Origin of the sequence: Aquimarina algiphila, assembly GCF_007489275.1 — a bacterium.
GTDB lineage: Bacteria > Bacteroidota > Bacteroidia > Flavobacteriales > Flavobacteriaceae > Aquimarina > Aquimarina algiphila.
Map to the genome: position 1 here is coordinate 1 of NZ_VLNR01000004.1, position 20,265 is coordinate 20,265.

Here is a 20,265-nt window from a genome sequence, read left to right on the forward strand (position 1 = left end):
TCCTTTTAAAACCTTGAGTATTTTATCGTAATTTGCTTGAAAGTTGTGCATATGAATTATAGTGTCGTAACTACAATTTACTGCCTTTTAGCAGTTTGCGCAACTTTTTCTAAATGCACAACGGGTATTCAATACTATTTATAAGCATATAATTTTCACAATATCGTTACCGTGTAATTTTTAATTGTAATTTTCGACTATAAAACATAAATACATATAAAAATACACCATATGTTTAATAAATAATTTCATATACAGTAATTATTTACACACTCTTTATGTTAAAACAAAATCGTTTGCTTGTAAGTAATAGTATTTTTTAACAAAAAAATAAAACACTCTTCACACGCTTTTATTAGACATTGAAAATCAGGTATTTACTACTTAAAAAACAGGGTTACCAAAGCATTAATAATGCACAAAAACAGTTAGTAATTCATGATTTTTTTAACCAGATATATATAAAAACTTCAATAATTTAACTTATTTTAAGAAATTAAACATATGTCTTACGAATTAAGACATATGTTACTCGCATTATATCAATTTATATGAATTTTTGTTAGGATAATTGGAAAGTCTAAAAATTTAAACACAAAAATTATAAAGTATGAAATTCAATTTACTTGCTAACTGCAAGCATAAAAGCTATACTGTTTTATTTTTATTAGCAATGAGCTTTGGTGTAATGCAAGCGCAATCGATTACTGTAAGTGGTACAGTAACAGAAGGAGGGAATCCTTTGTTGGGAGTTAACGTCATAGTCAAAGGTACTCAAAATGGTACTGTTACGGATTTTGATGGATTATATGAAGTAACAGCTAATGTTGGTGAGATTTTGGTTTTTTCATCTGTTGGTTTTAATAGTAAAGAAGTAACGATTGGAAATGAGTCCACAATTGATGTCTCCTTAACGGCAAATGTTTCTGAATTAGATGAAGTAATTGTAGTAGGATATCAGGCGCAATCCAAAAGGGAAATTTCTGGTTCTATTAGTTCTGTCAAAAGTGAAGTACTTGAAAGACAAGCAGTAGGGAACTTTGCTGAGGCATTACAAGGGCAATTGGCCGGAGTAAACGTACAGGCACAAAGTGGTGCTCCAGGATCTAGGGTAAATATTCAAATTCGTGGTGCTAACTCATTATCTAGTAATGGAACTTCTGATTTAGATCCTAATGGAGGGATAGCAAATCCCGGAAATAATTCATTAGGTCCACTATATATAATTGATGGCGTTCCTTTTTCCGATAATCCGAATATCAGTCCAAATGAGATAGAGTCGATTGAAGTTCTTAAAGATGCTGCAACCGCTGCAATCTATGGTTCTAGAGCATCGGGTGGGGTAATCATCATAACCACAAAAAAGGCTAAACCAGGTAATTTGAATGTTAATTTTTCAACCTGGACCTCAATAAATAGAATCACATCAAGTCTTCCTACCCTTACGGGATCTGAGTTTATTGCTTTAAACAGGCAATTTACTCAAAACTCAGGGTTACCATTTGAAGTAGTTGGTGTTTTAGCAGTAAACCCAAATGCACTGGAAAATAACACAGATTGGCAAGAGGAAATTCTTAATGACAACGCTGTAACTAGAAACTTCAATGTTAGATTATCTGGAGGTAGTGATGTAGCAAACTTCAGTTTAGTTGCAGATCACCTTAATCAAGACGGTGTATATAAAAAATCTGATTTTAGACGTACAAACTTAAGAATGAATAGTAATTTCAAGAAAGGAAGATTTAAATTGTTTTCTAGTTTTTTCTTGAGCAGATCAGATTCGAATAGAGAACCTTGGGCCATATTATATGATGCAATTAGAGCACCAGCAACAGAAGCAGGACCTGAAAGCTTAGCTGAAGGGAATTCATTAACAGGAAATGCTGATCAATTCAATATTTTTGGAAATATCCTTCAAAAGCTTCAAGAAACCAGTACAAATGAAAGTAATGCTGCTGGAGGAACATTACAATTTAGTTATGAATTAGCAGATGGCCTTAATGCCAGATTTAACCTTAGTGGTAACAGAACTACAACTAGAGCAATATTCTTTGAGCCTGCCTTCAGATTTGTAGATGAAGACACAGGAGAATTAATCCCAAATAGGGCTTTAGAAGCAATTTCCAGTTTACAAGAAACCACAACTACATTTCAACAAACTTCAGTAGAAGGTATTTTAGATTATAAAAAACGTTTTGGCGATCATAACTTATCATTACTTGCAGGATATACTCTTGAGAACAGGTTATGGGCAACAACCCGAACAAGAGTTAATGAATTTATTACAAATGAATTACCAACTATTGATCAAGCTATTGATAGAGAAAACATAACAGTTAGTGGGCAGGATACTCCTTCCTCTATTATTGGTATATTAGGTACTGTAGGATATGACTACAAAGGGAAATATTTGATAAGAGGAAATATTCGTTCTGATGGATCTAGTAAATTCGAACCAGAAAACAGATTCGAACCATTCTGGGGAGTATCCGTTGCATGGTCTGTAGCCAGAGAAGAATTCTTTAAAAATATTTCTGCTTTTTCTTTTATTAATGACTTAAAACTGAGAGCCAGTCATGGTGAAGTAGGAAATCAAAATATTGGAGATTTTCAAACTGTACCTTTAATTACTAATAATCTAAATGTTCCAATTGGTGATGGAATTGCAAATGGTTTGAATCAAACTAGAATTTTTAATAGAGATTTACGATGGGAAACTAGTATTTCTGATAACTATGGTATTGATCTTAGTTTATTTAATAACAAGTTTACGTTTACTGGAGAATATTATACTGTTAGAAAAGAAGATTTACTTTTTAATGTTGTATTACCTGCCAGTGCAGGTGCTGAAGGTCAAAATAATCAACCTCCTACAGTAGCAACAAACATTGGAGAATTGACCAATGAAGGATTTGAAGTAACTATTGGCTATAAAAATCGGGATCATGCACTTAAATGGGGCATAAACGGTACATTTACTACGAATAGAAACGAAGTAACCAGATTAAACGGTTCTACATCTCAAATTGATGGAGGTCAAATTACTCCTGGAGCAGGTAATTTTACTACTTTACCGGTTAACTTTGCCAGAGAAGGATTTCAGGCTGGAGCATTTTTCTTAGTACCGACAGATGGTATCATAAGAAGTCAGGAAGAATTAGATGAATACCAATTACTGGGAGGAACAATTCCTCAAGGTGCTCAAATTGGTGATGCTCGACTTGTAGATGCAAACGGAGATGGGTCTATAGATTTTGATAATGATCGTGTCTTTCAGGGAAATAATACTCCTGATTTTGAAGTTGGCTTGAATTTTAATTTAGATTATAAAAACTTCGATTTTAATATGAGTTGGTTCGGTTCTTATGGAAGTAAAATATTGAATGGTCCTAAAGCTCTAGCCTATAATCAACAAAATCATAGAGATTTATTATTTGCATATACTCCAAATAATCCTACTTCAAATATTCCTATCAATAGAGAGGGAGCAAATGACGTAAGTTACTCTCCTATTACCGATATTTTCTTAGAAGATGGAGATTATATTAGATTAAGAAATGTTCAATTAGGATATAGCCTTCCTAAAGATGTTTTATCCAAAATAGGTGTTTCTAAATTAAGAGTATATCTAGGTGCATCGAACCTACTCACGATAACCGATTATACAGGTTATGACCCAGAAGTAGGTGGTGATGGATTATTTTCCAGAGGTATAGATAGAGGATTAACTCCTATCACTGCATCAGGTCGAATCGGAGTAGAAGTTGGATTTTAAAAAACAAAGCAATGAAAAAAATAGTAATAATTTTATCTTTCATCATTTTAGGCACTACATTCTTTGGTTGTAGTCAGGATGATCTTTTGGAAGCAGAAAATAGAAATCAATTAAGCGCCCAAAATTTTTGGAAAACCCAAAGGGATGCTGAAGCAGGAATTTATTCAGTCTACAGCTCATTACAATTTAATGGTGTTTTAGGGTCTACTGCCGTTCTTGCAGCTGCACTGCAATCCGAACATGGAAGAGTTGGTAATATTGGTAGACGACCAAATAGTCTCGAATTTGATAACGCATTAGTTAATTCAACAAATGGTGACGTTTTTGCCCAATGGGAAGATTTATATAAAGTAGTCTTTAGAGCAAATGCAGTATTGGCTAATGTTCCTAATATCGAAATGGACGAAACCGTTAAAAGAGAAATCCTGGGTGAAGCGTATTTTCTTCGTGGTTTAGCTATGTTTTGGATAGCGAATGGTTTCAATGGAGGGGCTGTACCTTATCCAATTGTACTACCAGAAAGTTTAGAAGAAACAAGATTTTCTATAGAAGATAGAGATGTTGTATATAGTCAGATTATAGAAGATCTAACTATGGCTCAAACTAATCTTGTTGAGAGATTAAACTGGACAAGTGAAGGTCAAGAAGGAAGAGCTACTTGGGGAGCTGCTACTTCTATCCTAGGTAAAGTATACCTTTATGAAGAAAATTTCACAAGAGCTGCAGAAGAATTTAAAAAAGTTATTGATTCTGGCGAATATCAGCTTGTTGATGACATTGCTCAAAACTTTAATGAAGAAGGCGAATTTAATGAAGAATCTATTTTCGAAGTTCAGTTTTTTGTAAGTGACCCAATTAGTGGTGGAAATTTTGGTGATGGAGAAGGTGATAACCCAAATGAATCTACATTAAGACCTACTTCCTGGACAAGAAATGGAGGATTTGGTTTTATGTTTGTTACTCACTTCACATCTTCATTATATCGTAACGAAGTGGTAGATCCTAGTTTACCTATAAACACAAGTATGCCACAAGAGGTTTATGATGAGAACAGCGAGTTGGAAGAGACTATTACACCAAGAATCAGGTCTCTTAGAAGTGAAGCTTCGATGGCGTATGAAGATGATGGTTCTATATTTTACACAACATCAACCAGAGAAAATTTTATAAGAATGTTATCTAGAGGTCAGGTTAGAAAATTTCATAACCACACTTTAGAAACAGAACCAAGAAATTCAGGAATAAATGAGCAAGTAATTCGTTATGCAGATGTACTTTTAATGTATGCAGAAGCCTTATTACGAGGACAAGGTGATGCAGGAGTAACAGAAGCCTTAACTTATATTAATCAAGTAAGACAAAGATCTGGATTAGTTACATTAGAAACGCTATTTGCTGGTGTACCTACCTCTCCTATCATTTTAAATACTTTCTCTGATCTTAGACCTGACGTAGGGGATACCGCTCCTGAGGCTCAAGCAAAAATAGATCAAATCACTGCTATAAATGATGGATTGGATCCAACACTTAAAATCGAACCACAAGCACTAACTGCTGATAATATAGTTCTTCATTTATTTAATAAAGAACGACCTGCCGAGTTTGCATGGGAAGGAAGAGGTATTTCTTGGCAAGATTTAAGAAGAAGACCTGGTGGTCCGGCGGCACGATTTGTAGAACTTGGAAATGTTCGTTATACGTCTACTACTCTTGATGTACAAGCGTTTGAAGAATTGCCTGAGTTTGTAGAAAATAGCCTTCAGGACTTTATGTTAAGAAAAGTTAATTTTGGTCCGGAAGATTTATATTATCCGTTACCATCACAAGAAATAATACAAAACCCATTATTAAATAACTAATGGAATTTTTAAAACATATTTAAATACTATGAAAAATATATTTAAAAACATAACATATATTTGTTTAATCATGGGATTCGTTATCTCGTGTACAACAAATGAATATGAGATCCCTAACGATGGAGGTGGTAACGCCTTACTTGTTAGTAGTATTAACGATGGATTAAGACCCGGAGAAATTGAGGTAAGAGTTGGAGATTCTTCAAAATATAATGACCTCTCTATCTTCTCTGAGGATAGATTATGGACTTTTCCTGAAGGAGCAGTTGATATTTTAGGAAGTAGTAATGACATTACAACAGATAAGAAAGAATTTACTGTTGTATTTAAAGGGAACGAAGATAATACTCCCCGTACAATTGAAGTTCTTTTACAACCTGTCTTTAATGGACCTGTCCCTCCCGAAGCAGCAACAGATACTGCTTTTGTAAGGATACTCCCTCATATTACGGCTAGTTTTACTAATGATATTCCAGAAGTTGACGGTGCATTAAAATTAGAGGCAGGAAATGTAGCCACATTTACTAATACCAGTAGCGAATTGGAAAGTGCTGAGTGGGTTATTTTTAATAACACTACTAATACTATTAAAGGAGATACTATAAAAACTATTAATGTTGAAAATGAAAGATTTACTTCTTTAGGATCCTATACAGTAAGACTAAGAGCTTTTGATGATATGCCTTTTTCACAGGACTTTGCATCACTAAATTTCGAAGTAATTCCTTCTTCAGAACCTCTTATATTAGAACCTGAAATAAGAGAGGATGGAGATGGAGAAATTACATTAAGATATTCTAGAGATTTAGATCCATCATCATTAGATCCGATATCGAATTTTACACTTATGGTAGATGCTGCTCCAGCTACAATTAGTTCTGTTATGGTAGATCCCGATAATCCTGCTAATCTAGTTGTTACCCCAGCAGTAAATATTAAAAACACACAAACTGCTACACTTGCCTATATGGTAACTAATTTACAATCTTCAGATGCAGCTCCAGCACCATCTTTAGCAACAACTGCTATTGAAGCTTTTAACCCTAATTTATTTACAAAAGACCCAACATTTGAAGAAGGAGATATTCAATGGGGTAATCCTTTTGGCAATAATACAACTGGTGTTTTCAGAACACGTGTATCGCCAGGAAACAATAGTAATTTTGCTATGAGTATTCAGGGGGTTGATGTAGGAAATAATTTTCAAATAGCTATTACAGATGCATTTGAAGTAAAAGCTGGTAATCAAATTAGATTAACTTTTGATTACAAATTACCACCAGGATTTCCTGGCAATACCAATTTTACTTTTAGGATATATGAATTTCCTGGTTTTTCAGACTTATATCGAAACTTTACTAATGTAGGATGTTGTGGTCTAGTAGCTGATGGCACATGGCAAACTCGGACTGTAATATTAGGTGATGGAAGTAATGGACCAACGACTGTTCCTTCAGACTTCTCTGGAAGTATTTTTATGCAAATAATCGCAGATCCTTCTGGTGGAGCTAATCCAGAAATTTTATTAGACAATTTTAGAATTGAACATGTTGAATTATAATTATTTTAATTTTAAGTATATTAAAGGGCTGTTTCTACAACAGCCCTATTTTTTTTATCAAAAACTTATGTTACGATACATATTTATATTATCTATTTTTATTGTAAGTTGCTCTAAGTCAAAAACAGAAAATACCCCTGCCCCCTCCTCTACTTTATTTTCACTACTTGATCAGAGTAAAACAAATATAACTTTCAATAATAATGTTACTGAGGACTACTATAATTTCTTTGGAGTATTCAATTATGCATATAATGGTGCTGGAGTAGCAATTGGTGATATCAATAATGATGGTTTATCTGACATCTATTTTGTAGGAAATCAAGTAGATGACAAACTATATCTTAATAAAGGCAACTTCGTCTTTGAAGATATAACAATCAAGTCAGGTATTAAGCAAAAAAAAGCATGGCATAACGGAGTAGTTATGGCAGATGTTAATGGAGATAATCTTTTGGATATCTATATCACTGTTGGCGGATGGAATGAAACCAAACAAAATCGAAAAAACCTACTGTATATAAATCAAGGTAATGCTACATTTAAAGAAGAAGCGCAATCCTATGGAATTGCAGATCATGGATTCTCTTTAATGGCTTCCTTTTTTGATATGGATAATGATAACGACCTAGATTTATATGTTACTAATAGACCTAATCAATTCTTTTTAGGAATAGAAGCAGTCGTAAAAGGTAAAAAACAAATACCAAATAATTATAGTGACAAACTTTATAAAAATGATAATGGAAAATTTATAGATGTTAGTAGTACAAATGGTATAACAAATACTTTAGGGTATGGTCTCGGAATAGTTACTAGCGATCTTGATAAAGATGGGCATACTGATATCTATGTTGGAAATGATTTTTTTGAAAATGACTATTATTTCAAAAACAAAGGTGTTGGTGTTTTTAATGAACAGATTGATCAATTTTCTAATCATATTTCTTACTTTACTATGGGGGTAGATGCTGTCGATGTAAATAATGATGGCTTTGAGGATCTTTTTTCATTAGATATGTATCCCAATGATTATGTTCGTGCTAAAACCACAATGGCTCCAATGGATGTCCAATCATACAATAAAATACTCAAACATGGATTCTATAATCAATACATGCACAATGTATTAAACTTAAATAATGGCAATGGTTTTTTTAGTGATGTAAGTCAACTTGCTGGTGTTAATAGTACAGATTGGAGTTGGGCATGTTTGGGAGCCGATTTTGATAACGATGGCGATAATGATATTTTTGTATCTAACGGATACAAAAGAGATTTATGGGATAGAGATGCTAATAACAAAAGAAATGAATACACTTCAAAACCTGTTGATAGAAATAAAACTCCCAACCAAATTATTAAAGAAGTAGTTAATTTATACCCATCAGTTAAACTTCGAAATTACATATTCGAAAACCAAGGTGATTTATCATTTACAAATAGAGCAACCGACTGGGGTTTAAAAGATTTAAGTTTCTCTAATGGCGCCGCATATGGAGACTTAGATAATGATGGAGATTTAGATTTAGTTGTTAATAACATAGATGATGAAGCATTTATCTATCAAAACACAACCGAAAACCTTACCAAAAATAATTTCCTGAAAGTAAAATTAAATGGACCAAAGTTAAATTCAAATGGTTTGGGTGCAAAAATTACTATTTTTCATCAAGATAGTATTCAATTTAAAGATTTTAAAACAGTAAGAGGATATTTATCTTCTGTAGCCCCTATAGTACATTTCGGATTGGGTCAAATAAAAACTATTGATTCTTTATCTGTAGTTTGGACGGATGGAAAACAAAATATTTTAAGAGATATCAATGTAAATCAACAAATAGTAATTAAGTATAAAAATGCTATTCATACTGCGATTAAGGAAGAAAAAAACAAATCTCAGTTATTAACAGATATAACTAATGAAATTTTTAAATCTCCTTTACATCATATAGAAAATGAATATGATGATTATAAAAATCAAATTTTGTTGCCCCATAAACTTTCTACTTTAGGACCTGCCCTTGCCATAGGTGATATCAACAATGATGGGCTAGAAGATTTTTTTCTAGGCGGAAGTAAAGGTTATTCTTCTCAAATCTATCTTCAAACAAAGGATAGCAAGTTTATAATAAAAGAGCAACCTGAGTTAGTGAACGATCAGGAACAAGAAGATGTTTTTGCTTCCTTTTTTGATGTTGATAACGATAACGATTTGGATTTATATGTAGTTAGTGGTGGTAATGAATTCGAGTCTGAAAATAAATTTTACAACGATCGATTATACTTAAACAATGGTTCTGGCAATTTTACAAAGTCATCTAGTTTACCTCAAATAAACACTAGTGGTTCTTGTTTGGTTCCTATAGATTTTGATAATGATGGAGATCTGGATTTATTCATAGGAAGTCGACACACACCAAGAAAGTATCCTAAACCTTCATCAAGTTTTATCTTGGAAAACAGAAATGGAAAATTTATCGACGTAACAAACACTATTGCTCCAGAATTAAAAGATTTAGGTATGGTTACTTCTGCAATTAGTAGTAATATAGATACTGATCAAGATAAAGAATTATTAATTGTTGGAGAATGGATGAAAATACATGTCTTCAAATGGAAAAACGGAAAGTACAATGATATCACAGATGATTTGGGACTTGCAAAAACACACGGATGGTGGAATCGTATCGAAGCTAATGATATTGATAATGATGGAGACATGGATTTTGTAGTCGGTAATCTGGGGTTAAACTATAAATTTAAGGCCTCAACAGAAAAGCCTTTCTATATATTTGCTAGCGACTATGACCAAAATGGAACTCAAGATGTTTTTCTTGCCAAAAAACTGGATGATAAACTAGTACCTATTAGAGGAAAACAATGTTCTACAGAACAACTTCCTGGTTTAGAAAAAAAGTTTCAATCCTATAAAGAATTTGCAAATGCAGGATTATTTGACATCATAGGCAAAGACCAAGAATCTGCTTTAAAATATCAAGCGGAAATATTTGCAAGTATTTTCCTAATAAATGACAATGGCAAATTCATAATTAAAGAGCTACCGACACAAGCACAATTCTCTGTTATTAACGGGATTATTATTGATGATTTTAATCAAGATGGTATAAAAGATATGTTGCTTGGGGGAAATCGTTTTGAAGTTGAAATAGAAACTACCAGATCAGATGCATCTATTGGACTTGTCCTTTTAGGTACTAAAACAGGAAAATTTAAAGCTCAAAGCTATCATCAAAGTGGTCTTTTTATTCCTTATAATGTTAAAAACATTAAAAAAATTAAATTATCAAATAATAAAAACGGAGTTCTTGTTGCATCTAATAATAGTCATCTAAAATGCTATATCGTCAATTAATCTTCAAACCAATATCTGTTATGATACACCTCTGATTTTTGTATAAAAAATACAGGAACAACATATCAAGCATTAAAAAGAAAAAATAGCATAGATGGTTAAAAAACATTTGTTCTACAAAAACAAACATCTGTAATTTAGAAATTCTTAAAATAATTGCAGATTTATGATATAATTAAAAACTGACTACGCACATCTTATGAGATCAAACCTACCTACTCTTTTTAAAACTATTTTATTTGTAACCATCTCTTTAGTTTTTTATAACTGCAATACTGATACCAAAGAAAAACCAATACAAATAGAAAAAGCACCTAGTAAAGAATCGTCTACACCACCAAAATATAAATGGCAAGATATTACGTTATCAAATGAAGAACGTGCGGATGCATTAATTAGCGAACTTACTTTAGAAGAAAAAGCTTCTCAGATGTTAGACGTTTGCCCTGCTATTGAGCGTTTAGATATTCCAGAATACAATTGGTGGAATGAAGCTTTACATGGTGTGGCTCGAAATGGTAGAGCTACCGTTTTTCCTCAAGCAATTGCGTTTGGAGCTACATTTGATGAAAATTTAATACAACGAGTGGGAAATGCTATCTCTGATGAAGCGAGAGCAAAATATAATGAAGCTATTAAAATTGGAAACCGAAGTAGATATGCTGGATTAACATTTTGGTCTCCTAATGTTAATATTTTTAGAGATCCAAGATGGGGACGTGGACAAGAAACCTATGGAGAAGACCCTTTCTTAACAAGTCGAATAGGTGTCTCTTTTGTAAAAGGTCTACAAGGGGATCATCCAAAATACATGAAAGCAGCAGCTTGCGCCAAACACTACGCAGTTCATTCTGGCCCAGAAGAATTAAGACATGAATTTGATGCAGTAGTTTCGAAAAAAGATCTTTTTGAAACATATTTACCAGCGTTTAAGGCACTAGTTCAAGAAGCAAAGGTCGAAGGTGTGATGGGCGCTTATAATAGAACAAATGGAGAACCATGTTCTGGTAGCCCTTACCTGTTACAAGATATATTGAGAAAAGACTGGGGTTTTAATGGATATATAGTATCTGATTGTTGGGCAATAGCCGATTTTCATACCTATCATAAAGTAACCAATACCCCAGAAGAATCAACCGCGCTTGCGCTTAAAAGTGGTACTAATATAAACTGCGGAAACGTATATTCTAATATAAAAAGTACTTTAAATCAAGGGTTAATTACTGAAGAATTATTAAATCAAAGACTCAAAGAAAATTTATTAACTCGTTTTAAACTTGGGCTCTTTGATCCCATTGGTTCAAACCTCTACGATACTATAAAAGCAGATGTTATTGATTCTGATAAGCACAGAAAAATAGCACTTGAAACTGCTCAGAAATCTATTGTTTTACTTAAGAATAAAAACAATGTACTTCCTATAAAAAAAGATATTCGAACAGCATATATAGTTGGTCCTAATGCCTCTAATGAAGAAGTACTACTTGGTAATTATTATGGTGTAACAAGTAGTACACAAACTATCTTGGATGGTATCGTAGGAAAAGTTAGTCCGGGAACAAGTATCAACTATAAATCTGGTGTTTTACCATTTAGAGATAATGTAAACCCTATTGACTGGTCTACTGGGGAAGCAAAAAAGGCTGATGTTTGTATTGCTGTTATGGGAATATCTGCTCTATTAGAAGGCGAAGAAGGTGAAGCTTTGGCCTCTTCTGAAAAAGGTGACAGAACTAGCTTAAAATTACCTCAAAATCAAATCGATTATATCAAAAAATTAAAAAAGGATAGTGACAATCCATTAATTCTGGTTTTAACTGGAGGTAGTCCTATTGCAATTCCAGAAATTCATGATTTAGCAGATGCTATTCTTTTTGTTTGGTATCCTGGTGAAGAAGGTGGTAATGCTGTTGCAGATGTCTTATTCGGTGATGTTGTTCCTTCAGGAAAACTTCCAATTACTTTTCCTAAATCAGTAGATCAATTGCCTCCATATGAAAATTATGATATGAAAGGTAGAACTTATAAATACATGATTCAAGAGCCATTGTATCCATTTGGTTTTGGATTATCATATACTCAATTTCAATATAAGAATTTAGCTATAGATGATCAATTTAATGTATCAGCACAAATAAGCAATACAGGAAATATCGAAGCCGAAGAAGTCGTTCAATTATACATAAGCTCTCCTCTTGCTGGTAAAGGAGATCCCATTTATGACCTAAAGTCATTTAAAAGAGAAAAACTTAAACCTGGTGAAACAAAAAATATAACTTTTAAACTAAATAAAGATAATTTCAATCAATTTGATGAAAATGGCAAGGAAATTTTAAGAGATGGAAATTATACAATCTATGTTGGTGGAACGCTACCTTCTCAACGAAGTCAGGATCTAGGTGCTACCCCTGTAATTACAAAAGAAATAAATATTAAAAAATAGCTGACTGGAGGTATGTTTTATACCTAAAGTTAATTTTAAACCTGGAAATTAAAAATTAAAATTCCGAAATAAAATCAGACGTAAGTATTAAGTATTAAATGTTATATTAATAAATAATCTTTTTAATCAATAAGAAATTTACAAGGGATATTATGAATAAATGATTATTCTGAAATAGATAATTTATTTTATTTTTTGAATGAGATTCTATTTTTCTTTTTTTCGATAAAAATGAGCCAAAAGACATCCTATGCTAAACGAAATGTTTGAAAAATATTTAACGAATTAATGTATTTATTACATTTATTACAATAATACACCCAAACCAATGTAATATTCTATTTAACAAATACTTAACCGATAAATTTTTGTTATATTGTAAGTATTAAAACATAAGTTAAATACAATTTATTTTAAAATCTGCAGATCAAAAAAAGCTTCTGATGCATAGAAGCGATAATTAATTTTTTAAACCAAATTTTTAATAGTTTTCACAATTTATTTGTGTTAACAGAAGATCTATTGCTTTATACGAAAACGTTTTCGTTAAGAAACATTTGTCTTAATTAATCAACATAGTAATGAATTATAAAAATGCATATCAATTTAGAATTATGTTTTGAAGCATTACAATCAAAACATAATATCATTATGCCTTAACTAAACTATAATTTAAACACAAACAAAATGAAACAACTAAACACAAAAACACTTATTGGAATTCTATTTTTCTTAATATCTCCTTTATTAACATTTGCGCAACCACCCGGCAGTGGCTGGGGCAACCCCGTATTTCAAGATGATTTTAACGGAAATTCTTTAAACTCAAGCAAGTGGAGAGTAAAGAACAACGGCGGTAATGGAACAGGCGAAGGACAGTTTAAAGCCAATATGGTAAGTGTAGCTAATGGTATTTTGACTATTAAAAACGACCTTGTCAGCGAAGGAACAGCTGGAAGAAGAGGAGGATGGGTAGATTCCAAAATAAAGTTTGGAAACGGTGGGGCTTTTCCGAAATATGGATATTTTGAAGCTGATATAAGAATAAATCGCCAAGGTATTAATTTTAACTGGATAGGCGGAAAAATCTGGCCAACATGGTGGCTTTGGGAAGGTGGACAAAGCAATTATATACCTACCGAGTTTGATATCATGGAATATAGTAGATGGACCAATTTTAAAGCAAATGGTAATGCAACCAGCTCACATCACTACAGAAACAAAGCTGCTATTGGACCTGGTGGTGCTAAAAAATTCGCTATTACCGACAAAAATTCACCCAGAGATGAATTTAATTGGCACAGGTGGGGTTTACTTTGGACTCCTACTAAAATTACATGGTACTACGATGGCGTACCTTTTGGCTCTTCGGATCGTCCAGCAGATGCAGCTCAAGAAACTGTACCTTTAAAATTGATTTTTTCTTCAAGTCCACACGTGGTAACTCATCCTGATACTCCGCCCAGATTTGCACCAAAAGTATCTGACATTCTTCCTTCTTTTCAAGTTAGGTCAGTAAGAGTTTGGCAAGGTGGTAATCCTGGCAGTAGTGGTGGAGGAAATAATGGTGGAGGTAATGGAACTATTGTTAAAATTCCGGGAACACTTGAAGGTGAAAATTACAAAACTTTATCTACTGGAGTAAGAGTGGTAAATATTCCAAATAATAAAAAAGCGCTTGGATATATTAAAAATAATTCATGGTCTGAGCACTATATTGATGTCCCAGCTCCAGGAACCTATGCTATAGACGTATATGCATCTTCTGGAGGTAGCGGAGGCACTATAGATTTTACTATTAATGGAAATGCATTAGGAAAATTAGATGTTCCAAAAACCAATAACTGGAATGACTACAAAAAAGTTTCAACAGGAAATATTTTTATTAATGCAGGAATAAAAACAGTTCGCCTTGTTTACAAAGGTGCTGGTCCATATTTATTTAATATCGACGGATTTGTATTCAGGAATACTTCTTCGAGCAGAAGTGCATTTATTGGTCCGTTAAAAGAACCAACGGTTAATCAAATAGAAATTTATCCAAATCCATCAAAAGGAAATTTCAACATTGATTTTAACCAAAAAATTAGTAATGTCACTGCGATATTAACGGATGTTAGTGGAAGAATTGTATATCGAGAAGTCTTAGAAAATACAACAAGTCAATCTATTAATATACAAGAATTACCACGTGGTATGTATATACTTAATTTGCAAGGAAAAGAGATAAACTTACAAGACAAATTAGTGATAGAATAAAAGCAATCTCATTAATGATTTATATACTAAAAAACATCCCTGAATTATTAGATTCAAGGGGTGTTTTTTCAATAATAGTATTAAAAACAGACCCGAATTGGTAGCTGTATTGGAATAGACACATCATCAATAAATAACAAATATTGAAAAGGATATTAAAGCAATAAAGTAACTAACTTAAACGATGACCAACAATTGAAAAATAAAAGAGCTCAAACATTCAAAGCTTACCTAAAAGTATTTATATGCTCAACCATAAAGGAAAAAGAGTTAAAGAATAATCAAATTCGGTTTCCCCAACCACTGCAAAACACCTTTGTAAATGTATACTCCATACAGAGGTGTTTTTTATATACAAAAATGAAGTGGAGGTTATTTTAGTTTTAAAATTCTATATTTTATTCACATCTCAAATACATATGTTATATAAATGCAAACATCTGTCACCCGGGAGTTTCTATCTAAATCAGAATTTAGCAAAAAAAGAATGTAAGTATAGAACTTATATCTTTAAACAAATAGCTTAGAAATCTTTACTATTATGAAGAAATATACTTTCTTATTTTATTTTTGCTTTATCTGTATATATACATTCGGCCAAAATCCTCTTGTTACACATATGTATACAGCAGACCCTACTGCCCGTGTATTCGATGACAAACTATATATATATCCATCTCATGATATCGTGCCAAAACCTGGAGGAAAGGCTCCAAAGTTTTGTATGCCTGATTATCATATTTTCTCTCTTGAAAACGGATCTACCTGGAAAGACCATGGTAGAATACTTGATCAAAACGAAGTACCTTGGGGTAAAAAAGATGCATATGGGATGTGGGCTCCTGATTGTATAAAAAAGGGAGACACTTATTACTACTATTATCCTGCTCCTCCCGAAGATGGATCTTTTTTTAGACGAATTGGAGTAGGTACTTCAAAAAGTCCTACAGGACCATTTAAATGGGAAGAAAACTATATTGCTGGTGTTAAGGGTATTGATCCTGGTTTACTTTTGGACGATAATGGTAAAGCTTATTTATATTATGGTGGCGGAGATGATATCTATGTCGTTCAACTAAAAGATAATATGAAAGAAATAACAGGAAAACCTATTAAAGTAGAAGGTTTACCTTCTAGTTACAAAGAAGGATCATTTCCTTTTAAACATAATGGGGTTTATTACTATACATTTGCCCATGTTTTTCCTGAAGAAGGATATACCATTGGTTATGCAACTAGTGATAGTCCATTGGGCCCTTTTACTTATAAAGGAAAAATAATGGATAACATAGGAAACGGAACAAATCATCACTCCATAGTAAAATATAAAGGAAAATGGATTTTATTTTATCACTGGTGGGAAATTAGCGGATATAGCAGGCTTCGTTCTATGCGAGCGGATTATATGGAATTTAAAGAAGATGGGACTATCAAAAAAGTAAAACCGACCTTAAGAGGAATTGCAAAACCAACTGTAGGAGATACTATTCAGATTGATCGATATAATGAAATCAGAGAAGCCAAAACTGCCTTTGTAGGTGGTAATGAACCTAAAGGTTGGATGGTTTGTGATACAAGAATGATGGGGTATGTAAAATTTAATGATGTCGACTTTGGCAAAGGTACAGCCAAAAGTATTGCTGCACGCTTTTCGTGTGGACAAAGAAATGGTAGTTTTGAAGTTAGATTAGACAACCCAAAAGGTAAACTCATAGCAGATTTTCCTCTACATTTCACTGGAGGATGGAATACCTGGGAAACCATGGAAGCAAAAATCAAAGAAAAGGTAACAGGTGTTCATAATATCGTTGTTGTCTTTAAATCATTATGGGGAGCAGATAAAATTGCAAATCTTAATTGGTTAATTTTAAAAGATTAAACAAACATCTTATTTAATGATTTATATAAACAAAAAAATCCTGAATCAGTCTTCAGGATTTTTTTGTCCACAATACTTTTTAATAATAATAGTCCCAAAAATCGTATTTCTCTCCGTAAATGTTTTCTTTTTTATCTCCTAATTCGATCGCTTTATCTTTCATTTCTCTCTTCATTTGATTAAGTAACTCCTTATGCTTAGGCTGAAATGATAAATCTATAGTCTCCCAAGGATCTTTTTTTACATTAAAAAGTTGTGTCACTCTAGAACCAGATTCAAATTCTCCTTTTCTCTTATTAAAATCTTTTGCGCGAACATATTCAATCAATTTATATTCTCCTTTTCTATATGCTCTTTGAAATTGTTTATAAGCGTGATAAGTAGTTTTTCTATGCTCTGTCGTTTCCTGTTTTATAACTGGTAATAAACTCTTGCCAGTTACAGAATTAGGTATAGCTACATTTGTAATTTCACAAATAGTAGGAAAAATATCATGAATATAGTTATATGTTTCTATCTTTTTTCCTTTATTTTTTATTACTCCACCAGCTAAAATAAAAGGGACATGTACTCCATCCTCATCATAAATATTCTGCTTTCCTATCAAACCATGATTTCCCACAGCTAAACCGCTATCTCCAGCTAAAACAATAAGTGTATTTTTATAATCACCGCTTTCCTTTAAGGCTTCAATCACTTTCCCAATCTGAGTATCTAAATGGGTGATTATCGCATAATAATCTGCAAGATGCTGCTGTGCTACTATTTTAGTTCTAGGCCATGGAGCTAATTCCTCATCCCGTAACACCATATTACCATTGTCAAACGGATGTTGCATCATATATGATGGTGGTAACTTTATATTTTCTGTTTGATACTTATTTCTATACACTTCTGGTGCTTGACGAGGATCATGAGGAGCATGAAAAGCCAGATACATAAAAAAAGGTTGTTTTTTATCATAATTGGTAATAAATTCTGAAGCACTTTCTGCAAAAATTTCGGATGTATGAGGCCCATTATTCTCTGTTCCTATAGGACCTCTTTTATCTTTTGTATTTAGGGCTCTACGAACTAATTCACCTTTGTTATTATAAATTAATAAATAAGCATCATCTTTTTTATATTCTCCCCTTTTATCCCAATCCCATAACGGCATTCTAAAATGATCTGTAAGATAAACTCCTCTCCCCATAATTCTATCTCCAGAATCAAATGATCGACTTAGGGACTTGTTATCCTGATGCCATTTTCCGACAATATGTGTATAATACCCTGCTTTTTTAAATGTTTCTCCGATGGTAATGTGTTCTTTTGGAATAACATGCCCCTGCCCTTCTAAATCAAACAAATTTCTTCCTGATAATAACATAGCTCTACTAGGTATACAAGTTGCACCAGAAAATGCTCCCATTAAATAGGTATTGGAAAATGAAACACCTTCATTTACAAGATTATCCATATGAGGAGTTTCTACTTGCTGATTGCCTAAAGCATGGATTCCTGTATATCGATGATCATCTGTATAAATGACTAAAACATTAGGCTGGTTAGTATTACTTTTTTGTGCTTTTACAGATGGGAACGATAATAATAAAAAAATCATTATTACTAAATCTGTAATTTTATATTGTAAGTTCATTTTACTGCTTTTTCACATTTTCTACGCCATCATTTATGCTATATATCACATCATCAAAAATTATAGATGCTCTTTCATCTGTATTTTCTAAATTAAAATTCATGCCAGACATTTGGATATTCTTTATATGTCGACCAAAAAGACCATATGCGGGTAATGCCTCAAAAAAACTGAATTCTGGATATTTATCAATTTGCTCACTTACCTCCTTCAATTCTGAAATTTTCCCTTTTCCAGGAAGTGTAATATCAACATTTTGAAGTTTTATTTTTCCTATTCTATGATTAGGAGTTCCCGTCATAAAAATACCACTAGGAGGAGACACTCTTGATTTTTCTATATCTCTGGTTGTTGCTATTATATTTTTAATATTAATATTATCAATAGAACCTACTTTTTGTTTTTCTGCATCTCTATAGGTTCGTAAACGTTCCCCCAAGCGAATAAAAATTGGCATATCCACCTGATTCATTGTTATGTTTTCAATTTCAATATCATATATATTACCTCCATCAACACTTAACATTTTTATACCCCCTCCTCTTGTATCTTCTATTTTACAATCTGAAATATGAATATTATAAAAATCCCCCATTGATTCTGTTCCAAATTTTAAAGCACCCCATTCACTTTTTAAAGTACAGTTTTGTACTTTGATATCATATGTTGGTAGCGGACTGGTTGTCTTAAAACAAATAGCATCATCTCCTGTGTCAATTCTACAGTTTTTAATAACCGCATTAAAGCTGGAATCCAAATCTATACCATCATTGTTATGATTTGCATGACTATAAATATTTATATTATCAACATCTATTGCGTTAGATTGATAAAAATGACATGTCCAGGCAGCAGGCTGTCGTAATTCTATGTCTTTAATTTTGATATTTGATGATTTAACAAATCGCAATAAGAAAGGACGATTGGTGCCAAATTTTTTATTGTTAGAAGCAATGCCAAAAATTTTCTTTTTTGCTAAAATGTTCTCATATGTAAAAGCAGTTCCATTTCCATCTATAATCCCTTTACCCACAATCCCAATATTAGAAGCCTCTATACTGCCAATAAGACAATTTCCTCGTTCTTGTCCTGTTGCATCAACAAATGTGTCTATACTTTGATAATCATATGGATTAGAGCTACCAACTAGTTTAGCATCTTCACTAATATGAAGTGTTACGTTATCTTTTAGCAAAATTGTTCCACTTATGTAAATACCTTTTTTAAATATTACAATCCCTCCTCCTTTTTGACTGCAATCATCAATAGCCTTTTGAATTTCCAATGTATTTATGTGTAGACTATCCCCTTTTGCTCCATAATCAGTAACATCAAATTGACCAGATTTTGTAGAACAAGATATCATTGCAAAAGCTACTATAAATACTAAAAAAATGATCTTTTTATTCATCAATTTATTTTATTTTTAGAATAGTATTCTATTAATTCCTTCAGAATTATATCATAAACA

9 protein-coding genes are annotated in these 20,265 nt (G+C 32.5%); 7 read left to right on the forward strand and 2 right to left on the reverse strand.

Going from position 1 to position 20,265, the window contains the following annotated elements; genetic code table 11:
• The first annotated feature begins 610 nt into the window (after nt 1–610).
• The 7 genes from FOF46_RS02690 to FOF46_RS02720 all read left to right on the forward strand — a co-directional run bounded on the left by FOF46_RS02690 (nt 611) and on the right by FOF46_RS02720 (nt 17,152).
• The gene (locus tag FOF46_RS02690) at nt 611–3,775 is read left to right on the forward strand and encodes a SusC/RagA family TonB-linked outer membrane protein (RefSeq protein WP_143915366.1); all 3,165 of its coding nucleotides are present in this window, start codon (nt 611–613) and stop codon (nt 3,773–3,775) included.
• Nucleotides 3,776–3,786: 11 nt separating this feature from the next.
• Nucleotides 3,787–5,634 (forward strand): RagB/SusD family nutrient uptake outer membrane protein, encoded by a 1,848-nt coding sequence (locus FOF46_RS02695; RefSeq protein ID WP_143915367.1) that lies wholly within the window; start codon nt 3,787–3,789, stop codon nt 5,632–5,634.
• Between the two features lie 28 nt (nt 5,635–5,662).
• Nucleotides 5,663–7,195, forward strand: coding sequence for a hypothetical protein (locus FOF46_RS02700; protein WP_143915368.1), 1,533 nt, complete (start codon nt 5,663–5,665; stop codon nt 7,193–7,195).
• Nucleotides 7,196–7,262: 67 nt separating this feature from the next.
• Entirely contained in the window at nt 7,263–10,571 is a 3,309-nt protein-coding gene (locus FOF46_RS02705; RefSeq protein ID WP_244299553.1) for a VCBS repeat-containing protein, read from the forward strand.
• A gap of 199 nt (nt 10,572–10,770) precedes the next feature.
• Nucleotides 10,771–13,014, forward strand: coding sequence for a glycoside hydrolase family 3 C-terminal domain-containing protein (locus FOF46_RS02710; protein ID WP_143915370.1), 2,244 nt, complete (start codon nt 10,771–10,773; stop codon nt 13,012–13,014).
• A 687-nt stretch (nt 13,015–13,701) separates the two neighbouring features.
• Nucleotides 13,702–15,273: a carbohydrate-binding protein gene (locus FOF46_RS02715; protein WP_143915371.1), complete on the forward strand. Its 1,572-nt coding sequence runs from the start codon at nt 13,702–13,704 to the stop codon at nt 15,271–15,273.
• A gap of 541 nt (nt 15,274–15,814) precedes the next feature.
• Complete coding sequence (locus FOF46_RS02720) at nt 15,815–17,152, forward strand: family 43 glycosylhydrolase (RefSeq protein ID WP_109436774.1); 1,338 nt, start codon at nt 15,815–15,817, stop codon at nt 17,150–17,152.
• A gap of 79 nt (nt 17,153–17,231) precedes the next feature.
• Here the strand turns inward: FOF46_RS02720 and FOF46_RS02725 are convergent, their stop codons facing one another.
• Nucleotides 17,232–18,794: a sulfatase family protein gene (locus tag FOF46_RS02725; RefSeq protein ID WP_143915372.1), complete on the reverse strand. Its 1,563-nt coding sequence runs from the start codon at nt 18,792–18,794 to the stop codon at nt 17,232–17,234.
• 1 nt (nt 18,795) lies between these two features.
• Nucleotides 18,796–20,205, reverse strand: coding sequence for a glycoside hydrolase family 28 protein (locus FOF46_RS02730; protein ID WP_143915373.1), 1,410 nt, complete (start codon nt 20,203–20,205; stop codon nt 18,796–18,798).
• Nucleotides 20,206–20,265: the final 60 nt, after the last annotated feature.

What these genes read in the sequence shown, in the direction of transcription:
- FOF46_RS02690 (WP_143915366.1), top strand. Translation starts at nt 611, where the DNA reads ATGAAATTCAATTTACTTGCTAACTGCAAGCATAAAAGCTATACTGTT.
- FOF46_RS02695 (WP_143915367.1), top strand. Translation starts at nt 3,787, where the DNA reads ATGAAAAAAATAGTAATAATTTTATCTTTCATCATTTTAGGCACTACA.
- FOF46_RS02700 (WP_143915368.1), top strand. Translation starts at nt 5,663, where the DNA reads ATGAAAAATATATTTAAAAACATAACATATATTTGTTTAATCATGGGA.
- FOF46_RS02705 (WP_244299553.1), top strand. Translation starts at nt 7,263, where the DNA reads ATGTTACGATACATATTTATATTATCTATTTTTATTGTAAGTTGCTCT.
- FOF46_RS02710 (WP_143915370.1), top strand. Translation starts at nt 10,771, where the DNA reads ATGAGATCAAACCTACCTACTCTTTTTAAAACTATTTTATTTGTAACC.
- FOF46_RS02715 (WP_143915371.1), top strand. Translation starts at nt 13,702, where the DNA reads ATGAAACAACTAAACACAAAAACACTTATTGGAATTCTATTTTTCTTA.
- FOF46_RS02720 (WP_109436774.1), top strand. Translation starts at nt 15,815, where the DNA reads ATGAAGAAATATACTTTCTTATTTTATTTTTGCTTTATCTGTATATAT.
- FOF46_RS02725 (WP_143915372.1), bottom strand. Translation starts at nt 18,794, where the DNA reads ATGAACTTACAATATAAAATTACAGATTTAGTAATAATGATTTTTTTA.
- FOF46_RS02730 (WP_143915373.1), bottom strand. Translation starts at nt 20,205, where the DNA reads ATGAATAAAAAGATCATTTTTTTAGTATTTATAGTAGCTTTTGCAATG.